Raw genomic sequence first — 12,915 nt, 5'->3', positions numbered from 1 at the left:
TGTGCGGGGATGGGGAGTTGTCCCCATCGACGGTGTTCGTGGGTGCGCCGTAGGGTGGGTGTTGTTCGGGCCGGAGGGGTCCGGTTCTCTCGATTGGCGGAGGTGTGGACGATGGCCGATTTCGGTGCGTCTTATGCGGAGATGGAGCAGGTGGCGTCGTCGCTGTCGCAGGCTCGTGATGACATTCAGGGTCAGTTGGACACGTTGAAGGGTCAGGTGGACACTCTTCTGGGTGAGGACTTCAAGACGCAGCATGCGTCGGGGAAGTTCGGTGAGGGGTACACGGAGTTGACGACGGGTCTGAAGACCGCGGTCGACGGCATCAACGACATGTCCGAGTCGCTGTTGGGCATGATGCGGGCGATCCAGGACCTGGACCAGCAGCTCGCCGGCAGCTGACACACAGTCTCGAGAAGGGGTCGACGGTTCGCCGTCGGCCCCTTCTTCGTGTCCTCGGGTCCGGAGATCGCGGTCGATGGGCAGTTCTCCCCATCGGCTCACCGTGCGCGACCGGGGTAGGGTGAATCCGGCGGAACCGGGGGGTGGCCATGTCAGACGTCGAGATCTTCTACGCGGAGCTGAACGATGCCGCGAGGAGCCTCACGACCGCGACCTCTGAGGTCCTCACGCAGGCGGCGGGTCTGCAGGGTGACGACACCGGTGTCGAGAACCCGGCGCACCGCTCCGCTCTGCGGCTCGAGATGCACCGGCGGCTGACCGCTCTGCACGACCGGGTGTACGACCGCGTCGAATCGGGGGATGACCTCGCTGCCGCGATCTCCGCCATCGCGAGCAAGTACTCCGACCTCGACGTCGAACTCACCGGGCGGGACGGACCATGAGCCTGACATCGCCGAATCGGGGGTATCCGCTCGAACGCCTCGAGGGCAGCAGCGGATCCATGGGGTACTGGAGCGGTCTGTTCACGCGCGTGGCCGACCGGCTCGGCGACGTGCGTTCGGCCGCGAACTCCGCGCAGGTACTGCGCGGAGTCGGTCGTGCGGTCACAGCGGTGCGCGCAGATGCCGATGACCTCGCCGCACTGCTCCCCGCCGACATCGCCGAGGCACAACTCCTCGCCGGCGTCCTGCAAAGCTATGCCGACGCGTTCGATGCGTATGCCAAGCCCGCCAACGATCTGATCGACGACATCGAGACGGCGCACGCCGAGTGGTCCCGGCTCGACATCGCCGCCGATCGAGCCGGTCGTGCCGCCATGGCCGCCGCCTACGGTGACGATCAGTCCGAGATCGATGAGACGACCGACGCCGTGAACGATGCGATCGTCGACCGTGATGCCGCGAAAGAGGCGCTGGACGAGCTCTGGAACCAGTACGAACGGCTCTACGGCGACTGGGACGCCGCGTACGATGCGGCCCTCGCCGCACTCGCCGCAGGCACGGGTGCCGTCTTGACGAACCAGGCGCGCGACCTGCTCGCCGACCTGCTCGCGGCCTCAAGCCCGGAGGAGGTCGCTCGACTCTGGGCGGCGAACCCCGAACTGCAGCAGGAGCTCATCGACAGCCACCCCGCCATCGTCGGCAACCTCGACGGGGTCCCCTGGGACGTGCGTGCGAGGGTGAACGCCGCGAGGCTGGAGGAGGTGCTCCAGACCGAACCCGCGGGTCCGCACCGTGACGACCTCGAAGCGATCGTGCGAGCGCTGAACGCGGGTGGGATCCCGGCCCCGAATCTGATCAGCTTCGACCCGGACGGTTCGGAGCAGGTGACCGCGGCGATCGCCTACGGCGACCTGTCGACGGCGTCGGAGATCAACACTCTCGTCCCCGGGATGCTGGGGAACGTGCACGACCTGCAATCGTGGGGTGAATCGGCGAAGGCGCTGAACTCCTCCGTGGGTGCCGGATCCGCGACCGTCGTCTGGTTCGGCTACGACACGCCGGAACTCCTCGAGGAGCCCGCGATGGGTCGAGCGCAGGACGGAGCGGCGTCCTTGCGCTCCTACCTGCTCGCGGTACGCGCGCTGTCGCCCGAGGCCGACGTCAACGTGATCGCACACTCGTACGGCAGTACGACAGCGGCGCTCGCCATCGGATCGCAGCCCGACGGTCTCGGCGTCACCTCGTTGATCGCGGTCGGATCCGCCGGGTTCCCGAACGATGCGGCCGTCGTCGACAACCTGACCAACGGCGAGCCCCCGCAGATCTATGCGACGATCTCCGAGGACGACGCCGTGGCCCGCGTCGGTCGCGCCACGGCTCCCGGGCATCCTGTCAGCCCGGAGAGCCTGTCAGGGACTACCGTGTTCGACAGCGACGGTGGCGTGAGCGCATCCGGCGACAGTCTTCCGTCCGCGACCGGACACGATGCTCTGGGGCCCGGTGCATACCTCGAGCCGGGTTCGGAATCCTTCTACAACGTGTCGGAGATCATCCAGACCGGGGAGCCCGGTACCGTTCGCGGCGGCGAGGGCAGTACGCAGGGGTTCTGGGATGCGAGCAACTGGTGGATCAGCGATGAGTACGCTCTCATCGACTTCTGAGCGAATGGGACGACGAATGCGCGGGATATGGCGGCGCGGAGTGATGGCGGCAGCAGCCGTCGGATTGGTGATGACGATGACGAGCTGCGGAACCACGTCGGCGCCCGAAGGCGATGCGCTGTATCGCGATGGCGAGAAGAATTACGTCGCCTACTCCACCGTCATGCACTCCGTGATCATGGCGATCCACGAAGGCGACTGGGCCGTGGACCAGGGCTCATTCGGCGCCTCGCCGATTCCCTGCCGGATCGACGGCGACGTCTCGGGGTACACGTTCTCCTGGGCGCGGGTGCTCGAACCGGCGGAGGAGATCGATGTGGAGGCCGTGGTGGCCGCGGCGACGGCGGCGTTCGAGGATGCCGGGGTGGAGGCGAGCACGACGCGATTCGGAGAGGGCGATCGGCAGGAAGTCAACATCGTCGGCACCGGAGGCGACGTCGGCCGCGGTGTCGTGACGATCCGGCCCGGTCGGAACCAGATCTCCGCGACGGCGACGCCCGGGTGCATCCCCGGCGATGCGGCCGCGCTCTCGGACATGGTCTTCGGCGGAGAACTCGCCTATGACGGGGCTTCGCTGCGATTCCCGGCGTTCGAGGGTCCGGATTGGCAGCCGCGGTTCTATTTCCCCGAAGAGGGGAGCCCGGTGTACTACAACGAAGACGGCTCGCCCGTCGAACCTCAGCCGACGACGACCGCGTTCCCGGTCGCGCCCTACGGCGGCTGACGAGCGCTCTCGGACGGTGTCTCAGCGGGCCGAGGTGTGTACGGCGGCGGCGTCGGCCAGGTGCCGCGCGTCGTGATTCAGCACCTTCACGATGATGCCGTGCTTGCGCAGTTCGGCCACGGTGCGGGCGCCTTCGTCCGCGTCGAGGCCGAGAGCCTTGATGTTCACGACGACCACCACGTCGCCGATGCGCAGGGTCGAGATGAGGCGCGCGAGGCGGTCGTTCCAGCTCTCCAGGATGTCGGGCGCCGGGTGACGGAATCCTTCGATCGGCACACCGAAACGGGTGAGATCTTCGCGCTGCTCGACCACTGACGGCAGACCTTCGCGGGCGACGACGAGACCGACCAGGCGTGAGCCGTCGGGGCGGGCGGTCCAGAAGTTGCGGTTCTGCTGCAACTCGGTGAAGCACTTCGGGCAGGACGCCGCATCGTGCGGCAGGTGCAGCGGACTCGTCAGAGCCTCTTCGACCGATGCCGTGGTCTTCGTGGGATCAATCGTCTCGCTCATCGCGCACCTCCGGCATCCATTCTGCCCTGTCGGCGTGCGTCGCGGTGACCGGATTCACAAGAGGCCGAGGCTCTGCACCGTCTCGCGTTCCTGCTGCAGTTCGGCCACCGAGGCATCGATCCGGGTGCGTGCCCACTCGCTCAACTCGAGTCCCTCGACGACGTGCCACTCACCGTCGATCGACCGCACCGGGAAGGACGAGATCAGGCCCTCCGGAACGCCGTATTCGCCGTGGGAGACGACGCCGGCCGACGTCCAGTCGTCGGTGCCCCGCACCCAGTCGCGCACGTGATCGATGGTCGCACTCGCCGCCGATGCCACCGACGAGGAGCCCCGTACCTCGATGATCTCCGCCCCACGCTTCGCCACGCGGGGGATGAACGTCCGGTCGAGCCAGGAGGGAACGTCGCCCACGATCTGTTCGAGCGCCTCTCCCACCGGCCGGCCGCCCACCGTCGCGTGCGAGATGTCCGGGAACTGGGTCGCCGAGTGGTTGCCCCAGATGGGCACGCGGCGAACCGTGTGCACCGGAGCCCCCAGCGTCAGTGCGAGCTGAGCCCGCGCGCGGTTCTCGTCGAGCCGTGTCAGGGCGGTGAAACGCTCGGCGGGCACGCCATCTGCCGAGGCGGCGGCGATCAGCGCGTTCGTGTTGGCGGGGTTGCCGACCACGGTGACGCGCACGCCGGATGCGGCGTTCGCCGCGATGGCCGCACCCTGCGGCCCGAAGATGCCGCCGTTGGCCGCGAGCAGGTCGCCGCGCTCCATACCGGGTCCGCGTGGACGTGCACCGACGAGCAGGGCGAGGTCGCAGCCGTCGAATCCCACTGCGGCGTCATCCGTCACCTCGACGTGCTCCAGCAGTCCGAACGCGCCGTCCTGCAATTCGAGGGCCGCGCCCTCCGCGGCACCGAGCCCCTGCGGGATCTCCAGCAGCCGCAGACGCACCTTCTCATCCGGGCCGAGCAGGTCGCCCGCCGCGATGCGGAACAGCAGTGCGTAGCCGATCTGTCCGCCGGCTCCGGTGATGGTGATCGTGGTCGTCATGCCCCGAGCCTACGTCCGTTCGAGGGGCCTCCGCTCGGAGTACCCTCGTCCCATGACCTTCAATCCCGACGCCGACATCTCCGGCAACACCACGCGTCGTCGCGGGCGCACGGCAGCGATCGCCGGTGGCACGGGCGTGGGCGTGCTCGGCATCATCGCGCTCATCGCCGGGCCTCTGCTCGGCATCGACCTGACCGGGTTGCTGGGTGGCGGAGCGCCGAGCGGAGGCAGCGAACCAGCGGGCGGATCGGTCATCGAGAACTGCGATACGGGGGCGCAGGCGAACGCCGACGTCGACTGCCGCATGGCGGGTGCTCAGGTCGCGCTGGACGCCTTCTGGGCCGAGAACGTGGAGGGCTATCGCAAGCCGCAGATGATCGTCGTCGACGGATCGACGCCGACACAGTGCGGTACGGCGTCCAATGCCGTGGGGCCGTTCTACTGTCCCCCGGAGGAAGGGGTCTACGTCGACCCGACGTTCTTCCAACTCATGCAACAGCAGTTCGGGGCGTCCGCCGGCAATCTCGCGCAGCTGTACATCGTGGGGCACGAGTGGGGTCACCACATTCAGAACATCACGGGCGACATGGATGCCTACCCGAACAACGGCACGGGGCCGGGAAGCAATGGGGTGCGGATCGAGCTGCAGGCCGACTGCTACGCCGGGGCGTGGCTCGGCCGCATGACCGAGCAGAAGGATGCCGACGGCGATCCGTACCTGATGAAGCCCACCGAAGCGCAGATCGAGGACGCGCTGAACGCGGCAGAGGCCGTCGGCGACGACCACATCCAGGAGCAGTCCGGGTTCTCGAATCCGGAGACCTGGACGCACGGATCCAGTGTGCAGCGGAAGCGCTGGTTCGCGGAGGGCTATCAGAACGGGCTGGGCGTCTGCGCGCAGGTGCTGACGCTTCCCGCCGATCAGTTGGACCCGTGATGCCCGGCGGGTGGGCGAACGTCCGCTACCGTTGACGAAGTAGTCAGCACGACCGGCTGGGGGGCCGACGATGAAGAAGACGGATGCACTGTATCCACCGATCGAACCGTACGAGACAGGGGAACTCCTCGTCGGTGACGGCCACCGGGTCTACTGGGAGGTCAGCGGCAACCCCGAGGGCAAGCCGGTGGTGTTCCTCCACGGCGGTCCCGGTAGTGGGACATCGCCGTGGCAGCGGCGGTTCTTCGATCCGAAGCGCTACCGCATCGTGTTGCTGGACCAGCGCGGCTGCGGGCGCAGCACCCCGCACGCGAGTGCACCCGACGCCGACTTCCGTCACATCACGACGGCCCATCTGATCGCCGACATCGAACTTCTGCGCAAGAATCTCGGCGTCGAGAAGTGGCAGGTGTTCGGCGGATCGTGGGGCAGCGCACTCGCGCTCGCCTACGCGCAGGCGCACCCGGAAGCCGTGAGCGAGCTGGTGCTCCGAGGCATCTTCACCCTGCGTCGAGTCGAACTGGAGTGGTTCTACGAGGGTGGTGCCGCGGCGCTGTTCCCCGATCTCTGGGAGAGCTTCCTGGCACCGATCCCCGTGCTGGAGCGCTCGCACATGATCGAGGCGTATCACCGTCGACTGTTCGACCCCGATCCCGCCGTGCACGTGCCGGCGGCGGTCGCCTGGTCCACCTGGGAGGCATCGACCGTCACCCTGACCCCGGATATCGCGCAGATCGAGGCGATGTCCGATCCGGCGAAGGCCACGGCGTTCGCCCGCATCGAGAACCACTTCTTCGTCAACCGCGGCTGGTGGGAGGAAGGGCAGCTGATCGCCGGTGTCGACGTCATCCGCCATATCCCGACGGTCATCGTGCAGGGACGACACGATGTCGCGACACCGATGATGACCGCATGGGATCTGCACCGCGCCTGGCCCGAGGCGGAGTTCGTCGTGGTCGACGACGCCGGTCACGCGGCCACAGAGCCCGGCACGCAGAAGGCGCTCCGAGCAGCGACCGATCGGTTCGCGCGATCGACGCGTTGACCGTCAGGCCTGCAGCGCCTTCGTCAGCGTCTTCACGAGCCCGGTGATGCTGCCGTCCACCCGGTAACGGGTCAGCCCTTCGCTGACGACAGCCCCGGTGCGCGCGGAGACGAACCAGGGCGGCTTCGGCAGGATCGTGAATCGTCCACCGCCGTTCGCGATCGGCAGCGACCGGGGGAACGGGCGGAAAGGGCCGCGCAGCACCGAGCGTTCGACGCCGTCGAGCAGGAGGGCGTTGTGCACCACACCGATGCCGCTGCCGACGTCGCCGATCGTTCCACCGGGGAATGCACCCCATGTGAGGGTGGGGGTGATGAAGGCGAACGCCGTCCAGCTGTTGATCGCGATGGACCCGTAGTGGAGCGCGGCGATGGCCCGCTCGAAGCCGGCGCCGAGCGACTTCTCGGTCGCGGGGTCGATCAGCAGGTTCGCGCCGAGGGTGCCCTGGAGCTTGTCGTTGGCGTGAGTCACGGCGGCGTCCAGGAAGTCCTGGCCCGTGCCCGGCACGGTCACGACGCCCAGCACGGGGGCGAAGTACTCGGTGCTCTCCAGTGCCGTCGGATCGTCGTCGGCATCGATCTCGACGAGCAGCCGGTCGCCCAGCACGAGGGCGTCGGGGTAGGCGTCGGTCGCGAGCTCCATCCGCGACGAAGAACCGGGGTACCAGATCGGGCGCTCCGGCGCGTTGGCGTACGCGCGCCGCAGCGCTGCGCGGAAGGCATCCGCCTGGTCCCAGTCGGACGAGATGATCACGACCTGGCCGGCGATGCAGTTGTGCCCGCAGTTCTGCAGCCGCATGGTCGCGATGTGCTCGGCCTGGTAGGTGAGGTCGGCATCGGTCCAGGCGCCGGGCACGACGATGATGGGGGAGACGCCGCCGAGCTCAGCCGTGATGGGCTTCTTCAGCTGGGGGCGATCCTCACGACGTCGTCGCTTCGTCGCCGCCGCGCCCTCGCCCTTCGACGGACCCCAGACGATGGTGTCGAACGTCGCCGCCGAGCCGGTGATGTGCACGTGCACGAGTCCGGGGTGGCCGGTGAGGTAGGCCCCGACGTCGGGCCCGCCGCGGACGATGCGCAGGAACCCGGGCTCGATGAGCGGCGCGAGTGCGCGCTTGTAGACCGGCACCAGCGCATCCTGTGTCGGGTTCACCTTGAGCAGAGCCGTGCGGTTGTGGGCGAGCAGCTCGTAGAGCACGTCGAGCACCGGGATCGACGTCACGTTCCCCGCTCCGAGCACGAGGCCCACACCGCCCGACTCGGTGGGCGTGCGCTGCGCGAGGCCGGCCGCTGCGCGCGCGGCGCCGGGGGTGATCCCCGGTTCCAGCCAGACCTCGCCCGCGAAGCCCGACAACAGGAACCCGTCGATGCCGGTGAGGGGGAAGGCGTGCACGCGGGTGCGTCCTCCGGGCGCGCGATCGATCGTGATCCCGTCGAGCGGGTTCACACCGTTCGCCAGGCGCGAGAGGGTCTCGATATAGGCGTCGAGCGCGCCGAGCACGCTGTACGGTCCGCTGAGCCACTCTTCACCGCGCAGGGGATGCCGCGCGTCGAGGCCCTTCGAGGCGGCGGCCGTGTGCGCCCAGTCCTCCGCGGTGGCGGCGACGCTCGTGCGCACCGCGCGCAGCAGCGTCGCCCGTTGGGCGACGGTGAGGGCAGACCAGGTGCGCGTTCCGGTCTGAAGGGCATCGACCGCGGCGTCGAGCCGTTCTCTTTCCCCTTCGCCCAGCTCCGGGGCTGCGCTTCCCGACGCGCGCTTCGAGGTCGGGGCGGAGGTGGCGGTTGTGCTCGCAGAAGTCATCGACGTCTCCTTCGGACGGGATCCCAGCTTAGGCGTGGAAGGGCTCGAGGGTATCGATGTCCGCTCGGCGCAGGCGGTAGTGGCGGAGGGTCAGCAGACTCCCGGCCATCAGCACGGCGGGCAGCGCGCTGAAGCTGAGCACGATGCCCGTGACGGCCGCGTCCGGCTGTTCGACCGTGGCGCCTGCGACGGTCGAGATGTAGCCGGTGGCCGCGAGGGTCAACGACACAGCGGTCGCGCCGAGGGCGAAGCCCACGGTCTCGCCCGCGGTCCAGATGCCGGTGAAGGTGCCGGCCTGTCCCGCTCCGCTCGTGCGTTCGTCGTGCGAGATCACATCGGGCAGCATGGCCATCGGCAGCGACTGGAGTCCTGCGTAGGCGACGCCGGCCACCGCGACGGACACGTAGATCCAGGCGCCGGATGCCCAGACGGCGAAGACGAGCGACGCCGCGGCCGCGGTGAACAGCACGGTGGCCATCGCGAACGCCCGCTCCTTGCCGACCCGTCGCGCGATCACGGTCCATCCCGGGGTGGCGAGCAGTGCGGGGCCCACCAGCGCGACGAAGACGAAGGTGACCGCGTCCTCCGACCGCAGCACCCAGGTCGCCACGTACTGCGCGCCGGCGAGCATCGTTCCCGTTGCGAGCGCCTGCAGCACGAACGTCCCCAGGAGTGCACGGAAGGGCTGGCTGCGCCCGAGTGCGCGGAAGCCCGACATGTACTGGTGCCGCCAGGTCGAAGCGGCGGTGGCGGCAGCGTCAGCGGTGGGGATGGCAGCGTCAGCAGTGGTGACGGGGGAGACTGCGGTGCGCTTCGCCGCCACATCCGCCGTCCGGGAGGCGATCAGCATGCCGATGCCGATTGCGATACCCGAGGCGATGCCCATCAAGAGGTAGCCCTGCACAGGGTCGTCGCCGGCATTGCGCAGGGCGGGGCCACCGGCGCCGAACAGCAGGATGGCTGCCGTCAGCACGACCACGCGCCACCCGAGCAGACGCGTGCGCTCGTCGTAGCTGCCGGTCAGTTCCGCGGGCAGAGCGACATACGGCACCTGGAACAGGCTGAATGCCGTCGCGGTCGCCAGGAACGCCAGCAGCACACTGATCGCTCCGGCGACCGGTCCCCAGGAGGGCGGTACGGCGAAGGTGAGGGCGAAGAAGAACGGCAGAGCGAGAGCACCGGTCACCATGAACCCGCGGCGCGACCCGGTGCGGGCGAGCTGGCGATCGGACGCGGCCCCGATCAGCGGGTCGATCAGCACGTCCCAGATCTTCGCCGCCGTGACGATCAGACCGGCGGCGAGGGCGGCGACACCGAGGTTGTCGGTGAGGAAGTAGGTCAGCACGAGGCCCGGCAGTGTCGCATAGCCGCCAGTCCCGAGCGAGCCGATCGCGTACAGCACGATCGTGCGCGGAGAAAGACGGACGGGTGCTCGTTCGGGCCGAGCCTCGGTGCTCATCGCGCCAGTGTAGTGGGGCGATGCCGCGGGGTCAGATCAGCGAGAGCTCGCGCAGCTTCGACTCGACGTCGGCGTTCGACGGCTCGACGTGGTGCGAGGCGTCGGGGTACACGACGACGGGGATGTTGGTGCGGCCCGAGATCTCCTTCGCCACGTCTGCGGCGGCGGGCTCGGCGACCAGGTCGACGTACGTGTACTCGACACCGAGCGCGTCGAGCTGCTTCTTGGTGCGGATGCAGTCGCGGCACCAGTCGGCGCCGAACATCGTGATGGTGTCGGAGGCAAGAGCAGTCATGCATCCAGCCTACGGCCGCACGGATGAGGTGGCGCTGAGTGTCGGCTGGGCACACGGTGGCCCGTGTCCGCCTCGTCGGGCAGCTGCTCGACCGGGACGACGACGACGTCCTGAATCTTCCAATCGAGGTCGGCGATCCCCTCGGCGGCCGCGCTGAGGTCGGTCACCCTCACCGTGCGGCGGTGTGGCACGACGAACGCCTCGATGTGGAACACCTGCCCCTGGTCGCGCATGCGGACCGCGGCCCGCGAGACCCAGGGACGGCTCCGCAGGTAGGACACGATATCGGCGGCCAGCGGATGTGGCTGCGTGCTGTCGTACGTGCGTGCGCGCTGATCCATGAGATCGACCACGGCTGTGCGGGTGTTGCGGAAGCCATCCCAGACGATGCCCAGCGAGATGAAGAGGGCTGCGGCTCCGTCCAGCCACCACAGGCCGACACCCACGCCGAGAACGCCCACGATCGAGGCGACCGTCGTCTGCCAGTCGGCCTTCGCCATGTCGGCATCGGCGTACAGCAGCTTGTTGTGCAGCACGGGGGCGAGCTTCGACTTCGCCGGCCCGTAGAAGAACACGGGGCCGATGATGACGAGCGCCATCACCGCGACCATCAGCCAGCCGAGCCAGATGGTCTGACCGAACAGCTGCACGGTGCCGATAGTGGGATGCTCAGCGGCGATCAGCCCGGTGACGGCCTCGATGGCGAGGTTCAGGCCGACGGCGAGCAGCGCCACACCCGCGACGAGATGCCCGATGCCCATCGCCCTGTGCAGACCGTACGGGTGCTTCCTGGTGGGGCGACGACGCACCAAGAGGAGCGCCGCGAGGAAGGCGAACTGCGGGATGAGGGACAGCATGTCCTCGATCCACGCCGTCCGCATGGCCTGGGACTCGCCGACCACCAAGGCGATCACGGCGATGGTGATCGACGTGTAGACGATCGTGAAGATCTCCCAGCGCACGGCGCTCCGGATCGCCCTCTGCTGTTCTGGGGGGAGGGTTGTGCGACCGAACTGCCCTGTCTCGTTCATTCGCCGACCTCCTGGTCGAGGAAACGCTCGAGAGAGGAGAGGAACGCGTTCTCGCCGAGAGGCACCAGCATGACGATCTCTCGACCGTCGGCGCCTTCGATCCCGCGGTAGCCGCGAGTGACTCCGGCTTCGTCCACCCAGGGGGTGTCGCTCGTGATGCCGCCGGCGACAAGGTCGAGGTGCCCTTCTTCGAGCATCGTCACGAGAGTCTCCTCCGAGGCGACGGTCCAGTCGGTCTCGGCATGGAGGCGGGAGGCGAACCCGTCGACGAGGTCGACGATGCTCCCGGTCGGTTCCCCGTGCTCGATCCGGACGAGGTCGCCGTCCGGCGCCGTGCCGACGCGGAGTTCGCCGCCGGAGACCGTCTCCAAGGTTCCGTCCGGGTCAGCGGGTACCGTGAGTCCGCATCCGCCCAGAGCGAGGGTCAGGAGCAGCGCAACGGCGACCGACGCCGCTCGGAGGCGGTGACGGCTGCGGCGCGCGAATGCTCGGTCCACACTCGCAGGATGCCTTTGCGGCGACTCTCGGAACAGGCCGTTGACGGGGTGCACGCGCGAGGGCTAGAGATGACGGCGCGGTCGGATCGACGCGTTGATCCGGACTCATCCCTTGTAAGTAAGGGTGCCCTAACTTAGGCTGGGGCCATGAGCGGCGCATGCGAGCATCTGGAGGATCCCGATTGGGACGACATCGAGGGTGCCGTGCTCATCGACGGCGACGCCGCCGACGCCGGCTTCATCGCGAGCATCGCCGCGCGGTTGCCGTGGGACGCGCAGGGCGTCGTCATTCTCGAAGCGGCGGCACGCATCCAGTTCCGACACATCGACGTCCCCGACGGGGTGTCGGTGCGCTGGCTCGTGCGTGGAGACGGAACGAGGGCGCATACGCGCGGCGAACGGCTCGCGAACGCCGTGCACGCGTGGTGCGTGGAGTGGGCATGCAGTGAGCCGCCGTCGCAGTGGACGGTGTGGCTCGGGCCGCACACTCCGCCGCACGTGGCGCGCATGGCGCGCAGTCTGCTCGGCGTCGCCAACTGACCTCACGTCGGCGGTGGCGCACCGACCGGGCGGCGAAGGGCTGCTCGGGCTCTCAGCGCACCGAGGCGACCGCGGGAGCGTTCGCGCCCGCGGTGATCGCGTCGAGTGCGCGACGCAGCGACGAGCTCGACGTGTGCGCTGTGTACGGGAAGTACACGACCTCGACGCCGACCTCGGCGAACTCGCGCTCCAGGCGCAGACCCTTCTCGGTGCCGCGCCAGTCGTCGCCCTTGAAGAAGTGCGTGAACTGCACGTCGCGCCACGAGTCCATCTTCGACGGCGTCGTCTCGACGTAGACGTCATCGACGAACGAGATGTGCTTCACGATCTCCGCCCGCTCGGCCGTCGGGATGACGGGCTCGATGCCCTTCACCTGACGCAGCATCTCGTCGCTGACGACGCCTGCGATCAGAATGTCGCAGTGCTGCTTGGCGTGACGAAGAAGGTTGAGATGCCCGACGTGAAACAGGTCGAAAGCACCAACGGCATAGCCGATACGCGTCCCCATGATCTCCCCAGATCAGTAATTC

Annotated in this window: 15 protein-coding genes; 7 read left to right on the top strand and 8 right to left on the bottom strand. The window is 68.5% G+C overall.

Annotation, left to right across the window (positions count from 1 at the left end; all coding sequences use genetic code 11):
* The first annotated feature begins 111 nt into the window (after positions 1-111).
* The 4 genes from GZ64_RS0110055 (at position 112) to GZ64_RS0110040 (ending at position 3,227) form a co-directional block, all read left to right on the top strand.
* A complete protein-coding gene (locus GZ64_RS0110055) occupies positions 112-399 on the top strand; it encodes a WXG100 family type VII secretion target (RefSeq protein ID WP_028501988.1) in 288 nt (95 codons plus the stop codon).
* 149 nt (positions 400-548) lie between these two features.
* On the top strand, positions 549-842 hold the full coding sequence (locus GZ64_RS0110050; RefSeq protein ID WP_021198762.1) for a hypothetical protein: 294 nt from the start codon (positions 549-551) through the stop codon (positions 840-842).
* Positions 839-2,503, top strand: a complete 1,665-nt coding sequence (locus GZ64_RS0110045; RefSeq protein ID WP_029266310.1) for an alpha/beta hydrolase — start codon at positions 839-841, stop codon at positions 2,501-2,503. The genes GZ64_RS0110050 and GZ64_RS0110045 overlap by 4 nt, the downstream gene beginning before the upstream one ends.
* A 70-nt stretch (positions 2,504-2,573) precedes the next feature.
* A complete protein-coding gene (locus tag GZ64_RS0110040; protein WP_136053497.1) occupies positions 2,574-3,227 on the top strand; it encodes a hypothetical protein in 654 nt (217 codons plus the stop codon).
* 21 nt (positions 3,228-3,248) lie between these two features.
* Here the strand turns inward: GZ64_RS0110040 and GZ64_RS0110035 are convergent, their stop codons facing one another.
* Together GZ64_RS0110035 and GZ64_RS0110030 are read right to left on the bottom strand one after the other, a co-directional pair.
* The gene (locus GZ64_RS0110035) at positions 3,249-3,737 is read right to left on the bottom strand and encodes a dehydrogenase (RefSeq protein WP_029260475.1); all 489 of its coding nucleotides are present in this window, start codon (positions 3,735-3,737) and stop codon (positions 3,249-3,251) included.
* A gap of 54 nt (positions 3,738-3,791) precedes the next feature.
* A complete protein-coding gene (locus tag GZ64_RS0110030) occupies positions 3,792-4,781 on the bottom strand; it encodes a malate dehydrogenase (RefSeq protein WP_029260474.1) in 990 nt (329 codons plus the stop codon).
* Between the two features lie 52 nt (positions 4,782-4,833).
* On the opposite strand from GZ64_RS0110030, the gene ypfJ reads away from it, so the two are divergent.
* Both ypfJ and pip read left to right on the top strand, forming a co-directional pair.
* Entirely contained in the window at positions 4,834-5,718 is an 885-nt protein-coding gene (gene ypfJ / locus GZ64_RS0110025) for a KPN_02809 family neutral zinc metallopeptidase (protein WP_021198757.1), read from the top strand.
* Positions 5,719-5,788: 70 nt separating this feature from the next.
* On the top strand, positions 5,789-6,763 hold the full coding sequence (gene pip, locus GZ64_RS0110020; RefSeq protein ID WP_029266308.1) for a prolyl aminopeptidase: 975 nt from the start codon (positions 5,789-5,791) through the stop codon (positions 6,761-6,763).
* A gap of 3 nt (positions 6,764-6,766) precedes the next feature.
* Here pip and GZ64_RS0110015 read toward each other — a convergent pair whose 3' ends face one another.
* The 5 genes from GZ64_RS0110015 to GZ64_RS0109995 are packed head-to-tail and all read right to left on the bottom strand — an operon-like array spanning position 6,767 to position 11,845.
* Positions 6,767-8,563, bottom strand: a complete 1,797-nt coding sequence (locus GZ64_RS0110015; RefSeq protein ID WP_029266306.1) for an aldehyde dehydrogenase family protein — start codon at positions 8,561-8,563, stop codon at positions 6,767-6,769.
* 28 nt (positions 8,564-8,591) lie between these two features.
* Positions 8,592-10,022 (bottom strand): MFS transporter, encoded by a 1,431-nt coding sequence (locus GZ64_RS0110010; protein WP_029266304.1) that lies wholly within the window; start codon positions 10,020-10,022, stop codon positions 8,592-8,594.
* Positions 10,023-10,053: 31 nt separating this feature from the next.
* Entirely contained in the window at positions 10,054-10,317 is a 264-nt protein-coding gene (locus GZ64_RS0110005) for a glutaredoxin family protein (protein WP_029260469.1), read from the bottom strand.
* Entirely contained in the window at positions 10,314-11,348 is a 1,035-nt protein-coding gene (locus GZ64_RS0110000; protein ID WP_081859725.1) for a cation transporter, read from the bottom strand. Before GZ64_RS0110000 ends, GZ64_RS0110005 begins: the two co-directional genes overlap by 4 nt.
* Positions 11,345-11,845: a transporter substrate-binding domain-containing protein gene (locus GZ64_RS0109995; RefSeq protein WP_029266300.1), complete on the bottom strand. Its 501-nt coding sequence runs from the start codon at positions 11,843-11,845 to the stop codon at positions 11,345-11,347. The genes GZ64_RS0110000 and GZ64_RS0109995 overlap by 4 nt, the downstream gene beginning before the upstream one ends.
* A 147-nt stretch (positions 11,846-11,992) precedes the next feature.
* Here GZ64_RS0109995 and GZ64_RS19090 point away from each other — a divergent pair, with 147 nt between their 5' ends.
* Positions 11,993-12,385, top strand: a complete 393-nt coding sequence (locus GZ64_RS19090; RefSeq protein ID WP_029266298.1) for an SIP domain-containing protein — start codon at positions 11,993-11,995, stop codon at positions 12,383-12,385.
* Between the two features lie 52 nt (positions 12,386-12,437).
* Here the strand turns inward: GZ64_RS19090 and GZ64_RS0109985 are convergent, their stop codons facing one another.
* Positions 12,438-12,893, bottom strand: a complete 456-nt coding sequence (locus GZ64_RS0109985; RefSeq protein ID WP_021198753.1) for an adenylyltransferase/cytidyltransferase family protein — start codon at positions 12,891-12,893, stop codon at positions 12,438-12,440.
* Between the last annotated feature and the right edge of the window lie 22 nt (positions 12,894-12,915).

The sequence above is a fragment of the Microbacterium sp. Cr-K32 genome, from assembly GCF_000708345.1.
In the GTDB taxonomy this organism is placed as follows: Bacteria; Actinomycetota; Actinomycetes; order Actinomycetales; family Microbacteriaceae; genus Microbacterium; species Microbacterium maritypicum_A.
Note: the sequence above shows the minus strand (reverse complement) of the source record. Positions and strands in the feature narration are given on the sequence as shown.